The organism is Bradyrhizobium sp. LTSP885 (genome assembly GCF_000938305.1).
Taxonomy (GTDB): Bacteria; Pseudomonadota; Alphaproteobacteria; order Rhizobiales; family Xanthobacteraceae; genus Bradyrhizobium.
Genome location: NZ_JYMT01000031.1, coordinates 255,638 through 275,122, shown reverse-complemented (window position 1 = coordinate 275,122; position 19,485 = coordinate 255,638). Strand labels below are relative to the sequence as shown.

16 protein-coding genes are annotated in these 19,485 nt (G+C 65.7%); 12 read left to right on the top strand and 4 right to left on the bottom strand.

What is annotated here, in order from left to right:
- A partial coding sequence (locus tag UP09_RS19860; protein ID WP_044539938.1) for a mannose-1-phosphate guanylyltransferase/mannose-6-phosphate isomerase occupies positions 1–1,335 on the top strand: 1,335 nt, incomplete at its 5' end.
- A gap of 61 nt (positions 1,336–1,396) precedes the next feature.
- Here UP09_RS19860 and galE read toward each other — a convergent pair.
- Complete coding sequence (gene galE, locus UP09_RS19855; protein ID WP_044539937.1) at positions 1,397–2,401, bottom strand: UDP-glucose 4-epimerase GalE; 1,005 nt, start codon at positions 2,399–2,401, stop codon at positions 1,397–1,399.
- Positions 2,402–2,595: 194 nt separating this feature from the next.
- Entirely contained in the window at positions 2,596–2,973 is a 378-nt protein-coding gene (locus UP09_RS19850) for a VanZ family protein (protein ID WP_052833142.1), read from the bottom strand.
- Between the two features lie 256 nt (positions 2,974–3,229).
- On the opposite strand from UP09_RS19850, the gene UP09_RS19845 reads away from it, so the two are divergent.
- From UP09_RS19845 to UP09_RS19795, 11 genes are all read left to right on the top strand, one after another.
- A complete protein-coding gene (locus tag UP09_RS19845; protein WP_044539936.1) occupies positions 3,230–3,898 on the top strand; it encodes a response regulator transcription factor in 669 nt (222 codons plus the stop codon).
- A gap of 190 nt (positions 3,899–4,088) precedes the next feature.
- Positions 4,089–5,465 (top strand): ATP-binding protein, encoded by a 1,377-nt coding sequence (locus tag UP09_RS19840; protein WP_044539935.1) that lies wholly within the window; start codon positions 4,089–4,091, stop codon positions 5,463–5,465.
- Positions 5,466–5,608: 143 nt separating this feature from the next.
- Entirely contained in the window at positions 5,609–7,006 is a 1,398-nt protein-coding gene (locus UP09_RS19835; protein ID WP_044539934.1) for a hypothetical protein, read from the top strand.
- A 151-nt stretch (positions 7,007–7,157) separates the two neighbouring features.
- Positions 7,158–8,294, top strand: coding sequence for a c-type cytochrome biogenesis protein CcmI (gene ccmI / locus UP09_RS19830; RefSeq protein WP_044539933.1), 1,137 nt, complete (start codon positions 7,158–7,160; stop codon positions 8,292–8,294).
- 59 nt (positions 8,295–8,353) lie between these two features.
- Positions 8,354–8,857 (top strand): cytochrome c maturation protein CcmE, encoded by a 504-nt coding sequence (gene ccmE / locus UP09_RS19825; protein WP_044539932.1) that lies wholly within the window; start codon positions 8,354–8,356, stop codon positions 8,855–8,857.
- Entirely contained in the window at positions 8,854–10,836 is a 1,983-nt protein-coding gene (locus UP09_RS19820; RefSeq protein ID WP_044539931.1) for a heme lyase CcmF/NrfE family subunit, read from the top strand. Before ccmE ends, UP09_RS19820 begins: the two co-directional genes overlap by 4 nt.
- The gene (locus UP09_RS19815; protein WP_044539930.1) at positions 10,836–11,342 is read left to right on the top strand and encodes a cytochrome c-type biogenesis protein; all 507 of its coding nucleotides are present in this window, start codon (positions 10,836–10,838) and stop codon (positions 11,340–11,342) included. The genes UP09_RS19820 and UP09_RS19815 overlap by 1 nt, the downstream gene beginning before the upstream one ends.
- 168 nt (positions 11,343–11,510) lie before the next feature.
- Positions 11,511–13,103 carry a Do family serine endopeptidase gene (locus tag UP09_RS19810; protein ID WP_044539929.1) on the top strand — a complete coding sequence of 531 codons (1,593 nt, stop codon included), beginning with the start codon at positions 11,511–11,513 and terminating at the stop codon, positions 13,101–13,103.
- A 263-nt stretch (positions 13,104–13,366) separates the two neighbouring features.
- Complete coding sequence (locus UP09_RS19805; RefSeq protein ID WP_044539928.1) at positions 13,367–14,047, top strand: response regulator transcription factor; 681 nt, start codon at positions 13,367–13,369, stop codon at positions 14,045–14,047.
- The gene (locus UP09_RS19800) at positions 14,031–15,485 is read left to right on the top strand and encodes a sensor histidine kinase (RefSeq protein WP_044539927.1); all 1,455 of its coding nucleotides are present in this window, start codon (positions 14,031–14,033) and stop codon (positions 15,483–15,485) included. Before UP09_RS19805 ends, UP09_RS19800 begins: the two co-directional genes overlap by 17 nt.
- On the top strand, positions 15,482–18,445 hold the full coding sequence (locus tag UP09_RS19795; protein WP_044539926.1) for a bifunctional [glutamine synthetase] adenylyltransferase/[glutamine synthetase]-adenylyl-L-tyrosine phosphorylase: 2,964 nt from the start codon (positions 15,482–15,484) through the stop codon (positions 18,443–18,445). The genes UP09_RS19800 and UP09_RS19795 overlap by 4 nt, the downstream gene beginning before the upstream one ends.
- Here UP09_RS19795 and UP09_RS19790 read toward each other — a convergent pair.
- Together UP09_RS19790 and fdhD are read right to left on the bottom strand one after the other, a co-directional pair.
- A complete protein-coding gene (locus UP09_RS19790; protein ID WP_044539925.1) occupies positions 18,442–18,663 on the bottom strand; it encodes a formate dehydrogenase subunit delta in 222 nt (73 codons plus the stop codon). The genes UP09_RS19795 and UP09_RS19790 overlap by 4 nt on opposite strands.
- Entirely contained in the window at positions 18,647–19,483 is an 837-nt protein-coding gene (gene fdhD, locus UP09_RS19785) for a formate dehydrogenase accessory sulfurtransferase FdhD (RefSeq protein ID WP_044539924.1), read from the bottom strand. Before fdhD ends, UP09_RS19790 begins: the two co-directional genes overlap by 17 nt.
- Positions 19,484–19,485 lie beyond the last annotated feature (2 nt).

The following is a 19,485-nucleotide window of genomic DNA, read 5'->3' as shown; positions in this document are numbered from 1 at the left end:
CCGAAGCAGTTCCTGTCGCTGTTCGGGACGCGCTCGACCTTCCAGGAGACGCTGCTGCGGGTTTCGGACGCGGCGGTGTTCGAGCGCCCGATCGTGATCACCAACGAGGCCTACCGCTTCATGGTGCTGGAGCAACTGGCCGAGATCGGCCGCGAGGCCGATGTGCTCCTGGAGCCGATGCGGCGCGATTCAGGTCCCGCGATCGCGGCCGGTGCGGCGTTCGCGCAAAGCCGCGACCAGGATGCGATCGTGCTGGCGCTCGCCGCCGATCATCTGGTGCGCGACACCGATGCTTTCGTGGCCGCCTGCCGCGCAGGACTGGTGGCCGCGGAAGCGGGCCGCATCGTGACCTTCGGCGTCAAGCCGGAGCGGCCTGCCACCGAATATGGCTATATCAATCCGGGCGAGGTTGTCGCCGGTGAGGTGCGCGCGGTCGCAAAATTCGTCGAGAAGCCGGATGCGGCGACCGCGGCCAGTTATATCGATGCCGGCTATCTCTGGAACAGCGGCAACTTCATGTTCCGCGCCGCCATGCTGCTTGACGAATACCGCAACGTCGATGCGGATAGCATTGCCTCGGTCGAAGAGTCGGTTGCGAAGGCCGGGCACGACCTCGGCTTCGTCAAGCTCGATGCGGCGGCCTTTGCCGCGGCGAAAGCGATCTCGATCGATTATGCCGTGATGGAGAAGACGGCGCATGCGGCAGTGGTGCCGGTGGCGTGCGGCTGGTCGGACATCGGCTCATGGCGCCAGGTCTGGGAACTCTCGGACAAGGACAGCCAGGGCAATGCGGCGCGCGGTGCCGCGGTGTTCGAGGATTCCCGCAACTGCAACGTGACGACCGACCGCGCGCTGGTGGCGCTCGAAGGCGTCGACGACCTCGTCGTGGTGGCGACCCAGGACGCCGTGCTGGTGTCGCGGCAGCAGGACGCCAATGGACTGAAGCGGCTGGTCGCCAAACTGAAGGTGACGGCGCCAGAAGTCACCGAGAGCCACGTCAAGGTGCATCGTCCCTGGGGCTCCTACCAGTCGGTCGACAATGGCGACCGCCACCAGGTCAAGCGCATCATCGTCAAGCCAGGCGGACGGCTGTCGCTGCAGAAGCATCACCACCGCTCCGAGCACTGGATCGTGGTGCGCGGCACCGCGCAGGTGACCGTCAACGAGCTGGTCAAGACCGTACACGAGAACGAATCGATCTACATCCCGATCGGCGCGGTGCACCGGCTGGAGAACCCCGGCAAGATCCAGCTTGAGCTGATCGAGGTACAGACCGGCAGTTACTTTGGCGAGGACGACATCATCCGCATCGAGGACGATTATCAGCGCGCGTGAGATCGTTTGGTCGTGACGCGATCAACCCGGATCGCGTCACGACCCAATCTCGTTAAGCGTCTCACGCGTATCCGCTCGGATTGCTGCTCTGCCAGCGCCAGTGGTCGGCGCACATCGTCTCGAGCGACCGGGTCGCCTTCCATCCGAGCAGCTTCGATGCGTAGTCGGTCGCGGCATAATAGGCGTCGATGTCGCCGGGGCGGCGGGGCTTGACGTCGTAGGGGACCGGCCTGCCGCTCGCGGCCTCGAAGGCGCTGATGACGTCGAGAACGCTGCTGCCCGCGCCGGTGCCGAGATTGACCGCAAAACATTGCGGCGTGTCGAGCAGTTTCAGCGCGGATACGTGGCCCGCGGCAAGGTCCATCACATGGATGTAGTCCCGCACGCCGGTGCCGTCGGGCGTGTCGTAGTCGTTGCCCCAGACGCTGAGCCGCTCGCGCCGCCCGATCGCGACCTGGGCGACGAACGGGACAAGATTGTTGGGAACACCCTTCGGATCTTCGCCGATCAGGCCGCTTTCATGCGCACCGACCGGATTGAAGTAACGCAGGATCGCGATCGCCCAGTTATTGTCGCTGACGTATTGGTCGCGCAGCATCTCCTCGATCATCAGCTTGGTGCGGCCGTAGGGATTGACCGCCTGGAGCGGATGCTCTTCGGTGTAGGGCAGGAACTGCGGCGTGCCATAGACGGTCGCCGATGAGCTGAACACGATCTTGCGCACGCCGGTGGCCCGCATCGCGCGCAGCAGCCGGTGCGACCCGATCACGTTCTGGTCGTAATATTCGAGCGGATCGGCGACCGAATCCTGCACGGATTTCAGGCCTGCGAAATGCATCACGGCGGTGCAGCCATGCTGCGCCAGCGCCGTTTCGAGCGCGGCCTGGTCGCGCACGTCGCCCTCGACCACGGTCAGCGACTTGCCGCAGATCGTCTGTACCCGTTCGAGTGCTTTCGGGCTGCTGTTTGAGAAATTGTCGAAGACAACGACGTCTTCACCGGCCGACAACAGCGCGACGCAAGCGTGTGAGCCGATATAGCCGGCGCCTCCGGTGACCAGGATCATGCGATGTCTCTGCGTTGTGCGACGGAGCGTGACGCGACGGCGTTGCCCGCGCTCTCGCAGCCTTCATAGCATTGCAGTTTTTTCGACGCCAAGCGCTGTTTGTCGTTATGGCGAATATCTGATCCGCGCGATGCAAAAAGCTCACGCATGTTCGAAATACTCACGCACGCGGATCGTCGACGTTGCGTGGTTAACTATCCGGCGGATTGTCCCGGCAGTTTCCTCGCGCGGTCGATCTGATCCTGCACAATCGCCAGGACGAGCCTGCCGGCCCCGATGCCGCAAACACCGCCCACGGCCTTCACCAGCGCGTCGAGCAGGCGGCCGTGGCGATCCGGCGTCAGCAGCTGCAGCGCTTCCAGTGCGAACGCGCTTCCGACGACAATCACAACGATCGCCAGCGTGCGCCGGGGATAGCCAAGCACCAGCGCCAAGCCCAGCAGCGCAAAGGCCGCGAAATGCTCAAGCTGCGCGCCGGCAATCGACGGCCGGTCGTTGATCGGCGACAGCGTCACAAACGCGATAAAGGCGAGTGCCAGCCAGCCCGCAATCCGGGAAATTCTTTGGGTCATAATGGATAGGGGTAGGCGACAGCTGATCCGATAGCAACTCACGTTCCCCCGCCAGGCAGGGTTTGCCGGTCCGATCCGGTAGTTATCGTTAATACCGCAAGGCCGCCATCCGGCGTGCCGGGCTATTCCAAATCTGCTATCAAGCCGGGAAATGACCAAAAAGTAACATTGCACCTGTTGGCCCGTTCATAACCCGTTCAGCGCCGAAAGCCTCATTTGATGACGAATATCGCAATACTCACTCCCGGAGGCCAACGTGCGTCTGCTTGTCGTTGAGGATGATCCCGATCTGAACCGCCAGCTTACGACGGCGCTGACGGATGCTGGCTATGTGGTCGATCGCGCGTTCGACGGCGAGGAGGGGCATTTCCTCGGCGACAGCGAGCCCTATGACGCGGTTGTGCTGGATATCGGCCTGCCGAAGATGGACGGCATCTCGGTGCTGGAGGCCTGGCGGCGGAACAAGCGGGCGATGCCGGTGCTGATTCTCACCGCCCGCGACCGCTGGAGCGACAAGGTCCAGGGCTTTGACGCCGGCGCCGACGATTATGTGGCAAAGCCATTCCACCTCGAGGAGGTGCTGGCGCGGATCCGCGCGCTGCTGCGCCGCTCGACCGGGCACGCCCAGGTCGAACTGGTCTGCGGGCCGGTGGCATTGAACACGCGCACCAAGCGCGTCACGGTCAATGGCAACCCGATCAAGCTGACCTCGCACGAATACAATCTGCTCGACTATCTGATGCACCATACCGGTCGGGTGGTTTCGCGCACCGAGCTGGTCGAGCACCTTTACGACCAGGACTTTGATCGCGACTCCAACACGATCGAGGTGTTCGTCGGCCGCATCCGCAAGAAGCTGGAAGTGGATATCATCCAGACCGTGCGGGGCCTGGGCTACATGCTGGCGCCGCCGTCCGGCGCTTGATCGGCGCCTCGGCATCGGCACGATCCGGCCTCTATAGCCCCGTTCCGATGGAATCGGAACGGGGCTATAGATTCCTGTTTCTTGTTTTGACGCGTTTTCTTGACGCGAACCGGTATCCACTTCGCTCGAAAACGCTCTTGAGGACTGGATTCGCCATGTCGAGGCCTGCTGACATGATTCTCGTGCCCTGATGCGCGGAAGCTCGCTTGCGACCCGCCTGTTCGTGTCGGCGACCGCCTGGGTGGTGGTGATCCTGGCGATCACCGGCGTCATTCTGTCGTCGGTCTACCGCGACGCGACCGAGCGCGCCTTCGATCGCCGTCTCAACCTCTATCTGCGCACCCTGATCGCCGAAGTCGCCACTCCGGACGAGCCGCCGGACCGCCAGTTCCAGTCGCTCGGCGAGCCGCTGTTCGACCTGCCGCTGTCCGGCTGGTACTGGCAGATCACCCGCACCGACACCGAAAAGGGCGAAACCCGTGCCTCGCGCTCGCTGTGGGACAAGAAGCTGCCGAAACTCGAGGAGCACGGCGCGGAATTGACCGCCGCCGGCGTTCGTCTCGGCTATGTCGACGGCCCTGAAGGCCAGAGCCTGCGCATCGTGGAGCGGCCGGTCGATCTCGGCGCCGACGGCAAGTTCCTGGTCAGCGTCGCCGGCGATGCCACCGAGATATTCGATGAGACACGCAGCTTCGACTATTATCTCGGCGGCACTTTCGCGGCGCTCGGTATCGTATTGCTGCTGACCACGATCTTTCAGGTCCGCTACGGCCTCGCGCCGCTGAAGCGTATCTCGGACGCGATCGCCGACATCCGGTCCGGCCGCGCCGAGCGGCTGGAAGGCCAGTTTCCGGTCGAGATCGCGCCGCTCGCGCGCGAGACCAACGCGCTGATCGATGCCAACCGGGAAATCGTCGAGCGCTCGCGCACCCATGTCGGCAATCTCGCCCACGCGATCAAGACGCCGCTGTCGGTGATCGTGAACGAGGCAGCCGCACATGCCGCCGATCCCTTCGCCAACAAGGTGCTGGAGCAGGCCGATGTGATGCGGGACCAGGTCGCCCATCATCTGGAGCGCGCCCGGATAGCGGCCCGCGTCACCATCGTCAGCACCATCACCGAGGTCGCTCCTGTGATCGAGGCGCTGCGCCGGACCATGGAGAAGATCCATCGCGACCGCGCCATCTCGATCGAGGCCAAGGCCGATCCGGCGGCGCGGTTCCGCGGTGAGCGGCAGGATCTGGAGGAGATGGTCGGCAACCTCGTCGACAATGCCTGCAAATGGGCGGTCTCGCAGGTGTTCATCGAGGTGCTCGTCGAGTCGCCGGAGCAGCCGGGCGCCGGGCCCAGGCTGCGTATCGTGGTCGACGATGATGGACGCGGCCTGTCCGAAGCCGAGCGCGCCCAGGTCTCGCGGCGCGGCCAGCGGCTCGACGAATCAAAGCCCGGCTCGGGGCTCGGCCTGTCGATCGTGACCGACCTCGCGGGCCTCTATGGCGGCAACCTGACGCTGCGGAACGCGCCGATCGGCGGTTTGCGGGCCGAGCTCGTGCTGCCGGGAGTATAGGCCGTGTGGACCTGGCACAGCCCCCTGTCTCGGGGCCGTCATTATTCCTAAACGGGTTCTTAACGCGCCGGCTTCTATGATCCGAAGCGGACGGGCTGCGGCGGTCCGCGGGGCGCGCGCACCAACGATTCATCACTTGACGCATGAGCCAGAGTTCGATCGAGCGGTTGAGGGATTATCTCGCGCAGCTTCCGCCGCAGTCGCAGGCGTTGCTGATGCGGGAGTTCGAACGCGCCATCGAGCGCGGCGAAGACGCCGCCGTCGCCAATCTGGTGCTTGAGCAACTGCGCAAGATCGTTCGCGGCGCCGAAGAGGACGAGGAAACACGGCCGCGCACCGATGACCCAGCGCGGCTCTTGTTCCGGCCGCTCGAGCCGTTCCTCGCCGAGACCAATTTTCCGACGCGAGCGGGTCAGATCCGGCGGGCCTCGCTGCTGCCGGTCTGGCAGTGGCTGGCCCGCGAGGGCGCGCCTGAAGCGGCCCGCGAGTTCCAGGCCGTGCTTGCCACCGCATCGGAAGACAGTTCGGCGGAGGCGGCGACCCGCAAGTTCCAACTCGCCGCCGCGGTAGCCATCGTCAAGATCGCGGCGCCGGTCCAAGGCGACGACCGCCAGCGTGCGTTGTCGCGTGTCGGCCAGCCCAGCGTCGTCGAGGACCTCTTGCCGATCGGCCTGGTTTTGCAGACGCGTGATGCGCTGGAGACGCTGGGGAGCCGCCTGCCGGCCCAGGTACGGGTGTTCGCCGACGCCCAGATCGCGTCCGTCACCGAGGCGCTCAAGGTTCCTTCGCTGCAGACGCCGCAATTGCTGCCGTTTGCGCTGTCGTTGATCGCGCAGCGGCTGGTCGCGCCATGGCAGATCGTTCGCCTGGCCATCAAGATGGCGGCCTCCGACGACGAGTTGCGGGTTGCGGCCACGCCTTATGGTGTCGCCGTCACGATCGCGCTGCACGATCTGTCCTTTGTCGCCGCCTGCTTGCGAACCGACATCAGGCGCGGTCATTTCGAATATGTCGGCGAGCAGCTCAAGACCCTGCACGATGGTGTCCGCGGCTTGCGCACCGAGCTTGATCTGCGCAACGATTCCACCTGGGGCCGCCAGCTCACCTCGATCCGCGCCGATACCTCCAACGCGCTTCAGTCTGAGATCGACAGCGTGCCCGGCCGGGTCCGCCGCATCCTGCGCCAGCGTGCCGACAAGGACATTGGCACGGGCGCCAAGATCGATATGTCCGAGGTCGAGGACGCCGCCGCGTTGATCGATTTCGTCGCGGTATGCCGCACCTATGCCAGCGAACTGGCCATCAACGAGGTGACGCTGCGGACCTATTCCGACCTCCAGCACTATGTCGAGCAGTCGACCGAGGGACTGGTGCAGTCGCTGCGCGGCGGGGAAGCGCGGGTGCTTGCCTTCCGCCAGCAGCAGGTCAAGGCCGCGATCCGCTTCTGCGAGGTGCTGTTCGGGCATGATTATGCCTCGCTGATGAACCGCGCGGTCGAGAACGCCATGACTGGCGAGCGCAAATCGACCCGGGCGAGCTGAGCGTTTTCGATCCCGGAGACCCGGTGGAAACCCCTGCGGCGAGCACCCGCTGCCGATCCAGCGATTGTCAATTGCCGGGCTCGCCGCCAGTAGTGTAAAGCGATTCTAAGGCGGTTTGCCGGAAGCCGCCGTTCCGCCCGGGAACCGCTTGATGACGCTGTGGTTTGTGTTCGCGCTGATGACGGTCGCGGCGATCTTTGCCGTGCTGTGGCCGCTCAGCCGCGCCCGACAGGCCAGTCTTGGAGCCAGTCTTGGCGGCAATGAGGCCGTGGTCTACCGGGACCAGCTCGCCGAAATCGACCGCGACATGGCCGGCGGCATCATCGGCGTTGCCGAGGCGGCGGCCGCACGGGTCGAGATCAGCCGTCGGCTGCTCGCCGCCTCAGACCAAAGCCAGAGCGAAGCTCCAGTTCAAAGCAATCTCAAGCTGCGGCGGACGGCCGCGACCCTGGCCCTAGTCGGGTTGCCGGTCATCGCGGCCGGTGTCTATCTCGCGCTCGGTTCGCCGCAACTCGGCGATTTTCCGCTGTCCGAACGCAGCCGGGCCGCCGACGCTAACCAGCCGCTGGCCAATCTGGTGGCGCAAGTTGAGGCTCACCTGGAAAAGAATCCGACCGATGGCCGCGGCTGGACGGTGCTCGCCCCGGTGCTGTCGCGCCTCGGTCGCTACGATGAAGCGGTTCGCGCCTACCGCAATGCCATCATCTATGCCGGAGACAGCGCCGACCGCCGCGCCGACTTGGGTGAAGCGCTGATGGGAGCGACCGGTGGTGTTGTCACGGCGGAAGCCAAGTCGGAGTTCGAGCGCGCGGTCGCGCTAGAGGCCGACGACGCCAAGGCCAATTATTTCCTCGGCCTCGCCGCCGAGCAGGACGGCCGCAAGGCTGACGCCGCGGCGATCTGGCAGGGGATGTTGGCGAAGGCGCCGTCCGACGCGCCGTGGCGGCCGATGGTGCAGGCGGCCCTGGTGCGGGTCGGCGGCGTCAGCGCCCCCGGGGGCGTCAGCGCCCCGGCGCTGCCCCAGGGTGCGATGGCTGCGGCCAAGGACATGAGCGAGGCGGATCGCAGCACGATGATCCGCGGCATGGTCGACCGGCTGGCAACCCGGCTGAAGCAGAATGGCGACGATGTCGAGGGCTGGCTGCGGCTGGTCCGCGCCTATCTCGTGATGGGCGATCGCGACAAGGCGATGAGCGCGCTTGCGGATGCAAGGCAGGCGGTCGCCAATGATGCGGAGCGGTTGCGTCAGCTCAATGAGGGGCTGAAGAATCTCGGGTTGGATGGATAACGCATGACGCCGAAAAGTAAGCAGCGATTTTCGGAGAACGTCATGCGCAGGGATGGATCATGACCAGGAAGCAACGGCGTTTGACGTTGATCGGCTGCGCGCTCGCGGTGCTCGCCATTGCGGCGGGGCTGGTACTGAACGGGCTGCGCGATTCCATCGTGTTCTTCTCGACACCGTCGATGGTCGCCGAGAAGCATATCGGCCCGGGCAGACGCTTCCGCCTCGGCGGCCTGGTGGAGACGGGTTCGCTGAAGCGCGGCGACAATCTCGCGGTGACTTTCACTGTTGGCGACGGCGGGGCGGCGTTGCCGGTCGCTTACAAGGGCATCCTGCCGGATTTGTTCCGCGAAGGGCAGGGCGTCATCGCGGAAGGTGCGCTCGATGCCTCCGGCGTGTTCCGCGCCGACACCGTCCTTGCCAAGCATGACGAAACCTATATGCCGAAGGATGTCGCCGATGCCCTGAAGAAACAGGGCCATTGGAAGGACGACTACGGCGCCAAATCAAGCAATATGCCGACCGCCGCGGCGGTGCCGCCGTCCACACAGGGAGCCATCAGGTGATCGCGGAAAGCGGACATTATGCCCTCGTGCTCGCGCTCGCCCTGGCGCTGATCCAGTCCACGGTGCCGCTGCTCGGCGCGCGCTGGCGCGATGTCGCGCTGATGAACGTCGCGCGCTCGGCGGCGCTCGCCCAGTTGCTGTTTGTCGGCGTCTCCTTCATTGCGCTGGTGACGCTGCACGTCACCTCCGACTTTTCGGTCGTCAACGTCTACGAGAACTCGCATTCGCTCAAGCCGCTGATCTACAAGATCACCGGCGTGTGGGGCAATCACGAGGGATCGATGCTGCTGTGGGTGTCGATCCTGGCGCTGTTCGGCGGCCTCGTCGCGGCCTTCGGCAACAATCTGCCGCTGTCGCTGCGCGCGCATGTGCTGGCGGTGCAGGCCTGGATCGCGAGCGCCTTCTATCTCTTCATCCTGATCACCTCGAATCCATTCCTGCGCATCGCCAATCCGCCGATCGAGGGGCGTGATCTCAACCCGGTGCTGCAGGACATCGGTCTCGCGGTTCATCCGCCGATGCTCTATCTCGGCTATGTCGGCTTCTCGATCTCGTTCTCGTTTGCGGTCGCAGCCCTGCTCGAAGGCCGGATCGATGCCGCCTGGGCGCGTTGGGTGCGGCCATGGACGCTGGTCGCCTGGATCTTCCTGACGCTTGGCATCGCGATGGGGTCCTACTGGGCCTATTACGAGCTCGGCTGGGGCGGCTGGTGGTTCTGGGATCCGGTCGAGAACGCCTCGCTGATGCCGTGGCTTGCCGGCACGGCGCTGCTGCACTCGGCGCTGGTGATGGAGAAGCGCAACGCGCTGAAGGTCTGGACCATCCTGCTGTCGATCTTGACCTTCTCGCTGTCGCTGCTCGGCACCTTCCTGGTGCGCTCGGGCGTGCTGACATCGGTCCACGCATTCGCGACCGATCCGACGCGCGGCGTCTTCATCCTGCTGATCCTCTGTATCTTCATCGGCGGCAGCCTCACGCTCTTTGCCTGGCGGGCATCGGCACTGAAGCAGGGCGGATTGTTCGCGCCGATCTCGCGTGAGGGGGCGCTGGTCCTGAACAATCTCTTCCTCACCACGGCGTGCGCGACCGTGTTCATCGGCACGCTGTATCCGCTGGCGCTGGAGGTCGTCACCGGTGAGAAGATTTCGGTCGGTGCACCGTTCTTCAATCTCACTTTTGCGCCGCTGTTCATGCCGCTGATGATTGCGGTGCCGTTTGGGCCGCTGCTGGCCTGGAAACGCGGCGACCTGCTCGGCGCGGCGCAGCGGCTGGTGGCAGCCGGCATCGCAGCGCTGGTCGCGATCGCCCTGGTCTGGGCGTGGACCTATGGCGGCGCGACGCTGGCGCCGCTCGCGATCGGGCTTGCGGTGTTCGTGATCGTTGGTGTGCTGTGCGATCTCGCCGAGCGCGTCGGGTTGTTCCGTATTCCGCTGTCGATCTCATGGCGCCGCGCTCGGGGACTGCCGCGCGCGACCTGGGGTACCGCGTTCGCGCATGCCGGCGTTGGCATCGCGCTGATCGGAATCGTCTGCGAGACGACGTGGAACAGCGAATATATCGGCACGATGAAGCCGGACGATGTCGCCGCGATCGCCGGCTACCAGTTGCGGCTCGACGGCATGACGCAGCGCCAGGGACCGAATTTCCGCGAGATGATTGCACAGTTCACCGTCAGCCTCGACGGTGAGAAGCTGAGCCTCATGACGCCGTCGAAGCGCAACTTCACGACACGTGGCTCGTCAACGACGGAAGCGGCGTTGCTGACGCGCGGTGCGAGCCAGCTCTACATCTCGCTCGGCGACACCGCGGCCGACGGCGCGATTGCAGTGCGGATCTATCACAAGCCGCTGGTGCTGCTGATCTGGTGGGGACCCGTGCTGATGGCCTTTGGTGGCCTGCTGTCGCTGTCCGACCGCCGCTTGCGGGTCGGCGCGCCGAAGCCGGCCAAGGCGGTGCGCGCGTTGCAGGCGGCCGAGTGATGCCGCTACGGCGCACTGTCATCGGCGTGCTTGCGGCGGTCCTGATGATCGGCGCAGCACCGGCCTATGCGGTGCAACCCGACGAGATCATGGCCGACCCCGCAAAGGAGGCGAGGGCGCGCGATCTGTCCGGAGAGCTGCGCTGCATGGTCTGCCAGAACCAGTCGATCGACGATTCCGAAGCACCGCTGGCGCGCGATCTCCGGCTTCTCGTGCGCGAACGCATTGCGGCCGGCGACAGCGACGGACAGGTGATGGATTTCCTGGTGGCGCGCTACGGCGAATTCGTGCTGCTGAAGCCGCGCTTCAACCCGCATACGCTGCTGCTATGGCTGATCCCGCCGCTTGCGCTGTTCGGCGGCGGATTTGCGCTGTGGCGCACCAGCCGGCGCAGGGCAAATGCGGCGAAAGCCGGCGGCGATACTGACCTCGCGCTGACTGCCGACGAGGAGTCCCGCCTGGAACGGCTCCTGAACGACGAAATACCTCCGAACAGGCCGATTTAGCCCCGTCTAAGCCCTTCATTTGCCTGCGCTATTCTGCCGCACTTTTGGCCGGCTTAATTACCAAAGTTTAATTCCGCAGCCAGCGCGCCGTAAGGCTGCTGACCCCATGTTCAGGCGCATCAGGTGCCTGCCCCCGCACCGAGATTCTGGCCTTGGAGATTTCAAGAAATGACCGACCGTCCCGACCTCTCATCCTTCCCGTCCTACAAGGCGCCGAAGCGCGCACTGTTCTCCGCCCGCAAGTTCGCGCTGATGGCGTCCGTCGTCGCCGGCCTCGGCGTTGCCGGCTATGGCCTCAGCCCTTCGCACGATCCCGCCGACCTGTTCGCGACCCCGGCGCATGCGCAGGTCAACACCGAGGTCAAAAAGATCCAGCAGCCGATCGGCTTTGCCGACATCGTTGAGCGCGTGAAGCCGTCGGTGATCTCGGTGAAGGTCAACATTCGCGAGAAGGTCGCCAAGGACGACAGCGCTAACAACAACAATGACGATTCGCCGTTCCAGCCAGGTTCGCCGATGGAGCGTTTCTTCCGCCGCTTCGGCGGTCCGGATGGGATGCCCCCGGGAATGCGTGGCGGACCGCGTGGCGGTGGTGTGGTCACCGGCCAGGGCTCCGGCTTCTTCATCTCGCCTGACGGCTTTGCCGTAACCAACAACCATGTCGTTGATGGCGCCGACAAGGTCGAAGTCACGACCGATGACGGCAAGACCTATTCGGCCAAGGTGATCGGCACCGACCCGCGGACCGACGTCGCGCTGATCAAGGTCGAAGGTGGCTCCAACTTCCAGTTCGCCAAGCTCTCGGACACCAAGCCGCGCGTCGGCGACTGGGTGCTGGCGGTGGGCAATCCCTTCGGTCTCGGCGGCACCGTGACGGCCGGAATCGTGTCGGCCTCCGGCCGCGACATCGGCAACGGTCCGTACGACGACTTCATCCAGATCGATGCGCCCGTGAACAAGGGCAATTCGGGCGGCCCGGCGTTCGACATGTCGGGTGAGGTGATGGGCGTCAACACCGCGATCTACTCGCCGTCCGGCGGCAGCGTCGGCATCGCGTTCTCGATTCCCGCCTCGACCGTGAAGAGCGTCGTCGCCCAGCTGAAGGACAAGGGCTCGGTCAGCCGCGGCTGGATCGGCGTTCAGATCCAGCCGGTCACCTCCGACATCGCCGACAGTCTCGGCATGAAGAAGGCCGAAGGCGCGCTGGTTGCCGAACCGCAGGCCAACGGGCCCGCGGCCAAGGCCGGCATCGAGTCCGGTGACGTCATCACCGCCGTCAACGGCGAGCAGGTCAAGGATGCGCGCGAACTCGCCCGCACCATCGGTGGCCTGGCCCCCGGCAATGCGGTCAAGCTGAACGTGTTGCACAAGGGCGAGGACAAGGTCGTCAACATCACGCTCGGCCAGCTGCCGAACACTCTGGAAGCCAAGGCTGACACCGACAACGCCGACAAGGGCAATTCGAGCCGCGGTACCGACGTGCCGAAGCTCGGCCTCACCGTTGCTCCTGCCAACAGCGTGGCAGGCGCCGGCAAGGAAGGCGTGGTCGTGACCGAAGTCGATCCGAAGAGTGCCGCCGCCGAGCGGGGCTTCAAGGAGGGCGACGTGATCCTGGAGGTCGCCGGCAAGACCGTCGCCACCGCCGGTGAGGTGCGCGATGCGATCACCGCGGCGCGGACCGACAACAAGAACAGCGTTCTCATGCGCGTGAAGAGCGGCGGTTCGTCGCGCTTTGTGGCAGTGCCGCTGGCCAAGGGCTAACTATATGAGTTGGGAAGTGTCGCCGGCATTAGTCGCCCCCGCCGACGGCGCTTTCCGGGGGGCGAGCGCCTTGCTCGCTCCCTTTGGTACCTTTCGATGGAATACGCCCCCCTCCGTCGGAAGGGCTAAGGGCGGTGAGGTTCCCCAGCTTCACCGCCCGCTTTTTTCACACAATCTGGATTGTGCGCGGTCGTCTTGCATGTGCAGGCCGGCCGCGCCATGGTGAGAGAAGGCCAATTCCCGTGACTGCAACTGCCCCCCAAATGCGCATCCTGATCATCGAAGATGACCGCGAGTCCGCCGACTATCTGGTCAAGGCGTTTCGCGAAGTCGGTTACGTCGCCGACCTCGCCGCCGACGGCGAGGAAGGCCTGTCGATGGCCGACAGCGGCGACTACGACGTGCTGGTCGTCGACCGCATGCTGCCGAAGCGCGACGGGCTGTCACTGATCGGAATCCTGCGCGAAAAGGGCAACCGGACGCCGGTCTTGATCCTCTCAGCTCTCGGCCAGGTCGATGACCGCATCAAGGGCCTGCGCGCCGGCGGTGACGACTACCTGCCGAAGCCGTATTCCTTTGCCGAGCTGCTCGCACGCATCGAGGTGCTGTCGCGGCGCAATGTCGGCCCCACCGAGGAGACCACCTACCGGGTCGGCGATCTCGAGCTCGATCGGCTGTCGCATCGCGTCGCCCGCGGCAAGGACGAGTTGACGCTGCAGCCGCGCGAATTTCGTCTGCTTGAATATCTGATGAAGCATGCGGGGCAGGTGGTGACGCGCACCATGCTTCTGGAGAACGTCTGGGATTATCATTTCGATCCGCAGACCAATGTCATCGACGTGCACATCTCGCGGCTGCGCTCCAAGATCGACAAGGGGTTCGAGCGGCCGTTGCTGCACACGATCCGCGGCGCGGGGTACATGATCCGTGACGGCATTCGGTAAACTGATCCGCACCACGGCGTTTCGGCTGACGCTGGTCTATCTGCTTTTGTTTGCGCTGTTTGCCGCCTCGCTGCTGGCCTATTTCGCGTGGAACACGCGGCGGCTGATCACCGAGCAGATCACCACCACCGTGAACGCCGAGATCGGCGAGATCACCGGCATCTATAATCGCCGCGGCCTGAGCGGCCTCTTGTTCACCATGGGCAACCGCGCGCTGCGCCCGGGTGCCAACCTCTATCTGGTCACGGCGCCGAATGGGCAGGCGCTTGCCGGCAATGTCGGCTCGCTGGCGCCGGGCGTGATAGGCACGGAGGGCTGGTCCGAGACCGCCTACCGGCGGCTCGACGACCAGGACAATACCGACCATCGCGCGCTGGTGCGTGTCACCCAGATGGCCAACGGCTTCCGCCTGCTGGTCGGCCGCGATCTCGAGGAACGGCGACGGATGTTCGGGATCGTCGCCAAGGCCGCGCAATGGTCGATCCTGGTCGTCGTCGTGCTCGGCATTGGCGGCGGCATCTTCGTCGCCCGCCGCGTGCTGCACCGGATCGACGCCATGACCGGCACCACCAAGCGCATCATGGCGGGGGACCTGTCCGGTCGGCTTCCGGTCGGCCGCAGCGGTGACGAACTCGACCGCCTGGCGGAAAACCTCAATGCCATGCTGGAGCGCATCGAGGCGCTGATGATGGGCCTGAAGGAGGTTTCCGACAACATCGCCCATGACCTCAAGACGCCGCTGACGCGGCTGCGCAATCGCGCCGAGGAGGCGCTGGCGAGGTCCGGCGGCGAGGCCGACTATCGCGCGGCGCTGGAGCGGACGATCGAGGAGTCCGACGGCCTGATCCGCACCTTCAATGCGCTGCTGATGATCGCGCGCGCCGAATCCGGCCAGGCCCGCGGCAACATGGACGATTTCGACGCCGCCGACGTCGCCAACGGCATCCACGAGCTCTACGAGCCGCTTGCCGAGGACGACGATATGACGCTGCGGGTGAAGGCCGCTCCGGCGCCGATCCACGGCAACCGCGAATTGATCAGCCAGGCCGTCGCCAATCTGGTCGAGAACGCGATCAAATACGGCAAGCCCGATGCCGCCGTCCAGCCGCTGAACGCCGCCGCCCGGGAAATCCTGATCGAGGCGCGGCGCGAGGGCAACCAGGTCCTGCTCAGCGTCACCGACCACGGTCCCGGCATTCCCGAGGGCGATCGCAAGCACGCGGTGGAGCGCTTTGTGCGGCTCGAGGCCAGCCGCACCTTGCCCGGGTCCGGTCTCGGCCTCAGCCTGGCCTCGGCCGTCGCCACGCTCCATGGCGGCGAGCTCCGGTTCGGCGATGCGCACCCCGGTCTGGTCGCGACGCTGGTGCTGCCGGTGCGCGTCGGCGGCAGTGACAGGCTTGCGGCTCAAACGCAGGATGTGCCACAGAAGGCGGCATGAATGCCGCCGCGCCGGGAAACGCGGATCGACATCGTCTGGCCGCGCGGTTCGCGGACGGACCGCGTGTCGCCGCATCCCTATCCGCAGAACAGCGCCTGACCGACTGGTTCGCCGAGCTCGAACCGGAGCAATCGGCTGCGCTCGACGCGCTGCTGGCGCATCCCTTCGCACGGGACATCCTGCGCGGCATTGCCGAGTTCTCGCCTTATTTGTTCGAACTGGCGCGTGCTGACGTCGCCCGCCTGATCCGGATCCTGTCATGCGACCCGGAGCCGCACCTCGCAGCGCTGATCGAGAACACCTCGCGCGCGGTGTTTTCAGCCGGTAGCGAGGCCGATGTCATGCATCTGCTCCGCCGCTTGAAGGCGGAGGCCGCGCTGATGATCGCGCTGTGCGACATCGGCGGCGTCTGGCCGGTGATGCGGGTGACCGCGGCGCTGACCGATATTGCGGTGGCTTCGGTGCAATCGGCGCTGCGCTTTTTGCTCCGGCAGGAGGTCGCCCGCGGCCGGATGACGGCCGTCGACCCCGAACACCCCGAAGAGGGGAGCGGCCTGATCGTGCTCGCGATGGGCAAGATGGGCGCCGGTGAGCTGAACTACTCCAGCGACATCGACCTGATCGTGTTCTTTGATCCGGCGGCGACGTCGCTTGCCGAGGACATCGAACCGCAGCCGTTCTTCGTGCGCGTGACACAGGCGATGGCGCGGATTCTGCAACAGCGCTCGGGCGAGGGCTACGTGTTCCGCGTCGACCTCAGGCTGCGCCCCGATCCGGCCTCGACCCAGGTCGCGATCTCGACCGTCGCCGCGCTGCATTACTACGAGCGGGAGGGGCGGACCTGGGAGCGCGCCGCGATGATCAAGGCGCGGCCCTACGCCGGTGACCCCAGGGCTGGCGAAGCGCTGGTCGCCGAGCTCGCGCCGTTCGTCTGGCGCAAGCACCTGGATTTCGCCGCGCTTGCCGATGTCCACGACATGAAGCGGCAGATGCAGACCTTTCGTGGCCAGAGCGAGATCTCTGTCGAGGGCCATAACGTCAAGGTCGGCCGTGGCGGCATCCGCGAGATCGAGTTCTTCGCCCAGACCCAGCAGCTGATCGCTGGCGGCCGGCACCCGGACCTGCGCGTGCGGCCGACGCTGGAGGCACTGAATGTGCTCGCCAACAGCAACTGGATCACCTTTGAGGCGCGTGACGAACTGACGGCGGCGTACGAGTTCCTGCGCCGGGTCGAGCACCGGTTGCAGATGATCGCCGACGAGCAGACCCATTCGTTGCCGGAAGAAGCCGACGCGGTCGAGCGCTTTGCGCATTTCTTCGGCTATGAGCATCGCGAGGCGTTCGCGAAGGATCTGCTCGGCCATCTCAAGACCGTGCAAGGCCATTACGGCAAGCTGTTCGAGGGCGACGATCCGACCGGCACCGCGACGCTGCCGCAGACCGATTACGGCGCCGGGCCCGAAGACTCCCGCCTGCTCGACCATCTCGCCAATCTCGGCTTCAAAAAGCCTGTTGCGGTTGCCGGAACCGTGCAGCAGTGGATCGAGGGCGACTACCGCGCGCTGCGCGTGGAAGCGACGCGCGCGGCCTTCCTGGAATTCCTTCCCGGCCTGATCGACGGCCTCGCGCATGCCGAGGAGCCTGATGACGCGGTGGTGGCGTTCGACCGTTTCCTCGGCGCATTGCAACGCGGCGGGCGGCTGATCTCGCTGCTCAGCCAGAACCGCGATCTCGTCGCGCTGGTGGCGCTGATCCTCGGCGCGGCGCCGCGGCTCGGCGACATGCTGGCACGCCAGCCGCAGATCATGGACGGCCTGATCGACCCGCGGTTCTTCGGCGCGATGCCGGACAAGAAAGAGCTGTCGGAGCGACTGGCGGTGACGCTGCAGGATGCGTCCTCCTACGAGGATTTCCTCGACCGTCTGCGGCTGTTCGGCCAGGAGAGCCTGTTCCTGATCGGCACCCGGATTCTCTCCGGCACCGTCTCGGCGCAACAGGCGAGCGTCGCCTTTGCCGACGTTGCCGAGGGCATCGTGCACACGGTGCATGGCCTCGTCACCGATCAGTTCGCCGCGCAATATGGCCGCATCAACGGGCAGGAGACCGCGATCATCGCGATGGGCCGGCTCGGCAGCCGCGAGATGACGGCGTCCTCCGACCTCGACCTGATCCTGCTCTACGACTACGACCAGGAGGCACCGGATTCCGACGGCGAGCGGTCGCTGCACGGCGCGCAATATTTCGCCCGCTTCACCCAGCGCCTGATCAGCGCGTTCACCACCCGCACCAATTACGGCGTACTCTATGCGGTCGACATGCGGCTGCGGCCGTCGGGCCGCGCCGGTCCGGTCGCCTCGCGGATCGACGCGTTTGCCGACTATCAGGAGCGCGAGGCCTGGACCTGGGAGCACATGGCGCTGACGCGCGCGCGGGTGATCTCGGCGTCACCGCAGTTCCGCGCGAAGATCGAGGCGATCATCCGCAGCGTGCTGACGCGGCCGCGTGATGCGGCGAGCACCGCCGCCGATGTCGCCGACATGCGGCGCGCCATCGCGCTGGAAAAAGGCGAGGCCGATGTCTGGGACCTCAAGCTCGCCGCGGGCGGGCTGGTCGACGTCGATTTCATCGCGCAATATCTCGAGCTCGCGCATGCGGCAGCGAAGCCCGAGATCCTCAGCGTCTCGACGCTGCAGGTGCTCGACCATGCGGCGAAGCTCGGCCTGCTCGGCCAGTCCGAGGCCGAGATTCTGCGCTCGGCGGTGCGGCTCTATCACGACCTCACGCAAATCCTGCGGCTCTGCGTCGTCGGCAAGTTCAATCCCGAGCACGCCGGTGAAGATCTGCTGCGCGTGATGGCGCGGGCCGGCGACTCGCCGGATTTCTCCACGCTGGAAGCCCGCCTGCGCGAGACGCAAAGCGAGGTGCGGCGGGTGTTCAACGCGATCGTGGGCGGCGGTTAGGCCTGCAGCTTCAGCTTCTGCAGCGCGTCGAGGACGTTGGGATCGAGGCCGGCGCCGCCGGCGTCGAGATGGGCGAATATCTGCTTGCGCATCCGCGGATCCCAGAACTTCCAGATGTGTTCGGAAATGCCCTGTACCGCACGGTCGTGGCCCTGGCTCTGGAAGAATTTCCCGATCTGGTTTGCCATGTAAACCAGCCTGTCAGGCGACGACGACATAAGCGGACTCCTTGCCGGTCACCGCGCCCGTGACGCGTTCCGGATGGGTGAACAGTTCAAATCCGTCCGAGCGGGCGATTGCGGCGAGCGTGATGCCGGCGGCATCCGCCGTCCGTAGCGCGAGCGCAGTCGGGGCCGATACCGCGACCATCAGCGGTGCGCCGATCGCCGCGGTCTTCTGCACCATTTCGACTGACACGCGGCTGGTCAGCACCACCATGCCCTCGCTGGTCACGATCTTGTCGCGCGCCAATGCACCGGCGAGTTTGTCGAGTGCATTGTGACGTCCGACATCCTCGCGCAGCGCCACGATGCCACGCCCAGGCGTCCAGAATGCCGCGGCATGCACCGCGCGGGTCTGGTGATTGATCTCCTGCAGCGGCGCCACCGCGGCCACCGCGGACATGATCTCGCGCGGCGAGAACGACCGGCCCGCCGGCACGATCGCGGCCGGTCGGATCGCTTCGGTGATGGAGTCGATGCCGCAGAGACCGCAGCCGGTCGGGCCGGCGATATTGCGCCGGCGCTGGGCGATCAGCGCGGCCTTCTCCGGCTTGAGCCACATCCGAAGCTCGATGCCGTCGTCGAGTTCGACGATGTCGAGCGTCTCGATCTCGTCGGCCGATTGCACAATGCCTTCGCTCAGGCTGAAGCCGACTGCAAAATCGCCGAGGTCCTCGGGCGTCCCCATCATCACGGCATAGGTGCCGCCATTGTAGGTCAACGCCAGCGCGGTCTCCTCCGGGATCAGGCGCGCGCCCTCGCTGAACGCGCCGTTGCGCCAGACCTTCCGGTTTGCCTTGTGGACGGGATCGCGCATCG

Excerpts from the sequence above, each read along its gene's own strand:
- galE (WP_044539937.1), bottom strand. The coding sequence starts at position 2,401 with ATGATCCTGGTCACCGGAGGCGCCGGCTATATCGGCTCACACGCTTGC.
- UP09_RS19850 (WP_052833142.1), bottom strand. The coding sequence starts at position 2,973 with ATGACCCAAAGAATTTCCCGGATTGCGGGCTGGCTGGCACTCGCCTTT.
- UP09_RS19840 (WP_044539935.1), top strand. The coding sequence starts at position 4,089 with ATGCGCGGAAGCTCGCTTGCGACCCGCCTGTTCGTGTCGGCGACCGCC.
- UP09_RS19835 (WP_044539934.1), top strand. The coding sequence starts at position 5,609 with ATGAGCCAGAGTTCGATCGAGCGGTTGAGGGATTATCTCGCGCAGCTT.
- ccmI (WP_044539933.1), top strand. The coding sequence starts at position 7,158 with ATGACGCTGTGGTTTGTGTTCGCGCTGATGACGGTCGCGGCGATCTTT.
- ccmE (WP_044539932.1), top strand. The coding sequence starts at position 8,354 with ATGACCAGGAAGCAACGGCGTTTGACGTTGATCGGCTGCGCGCTCGCG.
- UP09_RS19815 (WP_044539930.1), top strand. The coding sequence starts at position 10,836 with ATGCCGCTACGGCGCACTGTCATCGGCGTGCTTGCGGCGGTCCTGATG.
- UP09_RS19810 (WP_044539929.1), top strand. The coding sequence starts at position 11,511 with ATGACCGACCGTCCCGACCTCTCATCCTTCCCGTCCTACAAGGCGCCG.
- UP09_RS19805 (WP_044539928.1), top strand. The coding sequence starts at position 13,367 with ATGCGCATCCTGATCATCGAAGATGACCGCGAGTCCGCCGACTATCTG.
- UP09_RS19795 (WP_044539926.1), top strand. The coding sequence starts at position 15,482 with ATGAATGCCGCCGCGCCGGGAAACGCGGATCGACATCGTCTGGCCGCG.
- UP09_RS19790 (WP_044539925.1), bottom strand. The coding sequence starts at position 18,663 with ATGTCGTCGTCGCCTGACAGGCTGGTTTACATGGCAAACCAGATCGGG.
- fdhD (WP_044539924.1), bottom strand. The coding sequence starts at position 19,483 with ATGCGCGATCCCGTCCACAAGGCAAACCGGAAGGTCTGGCGCAACGGC.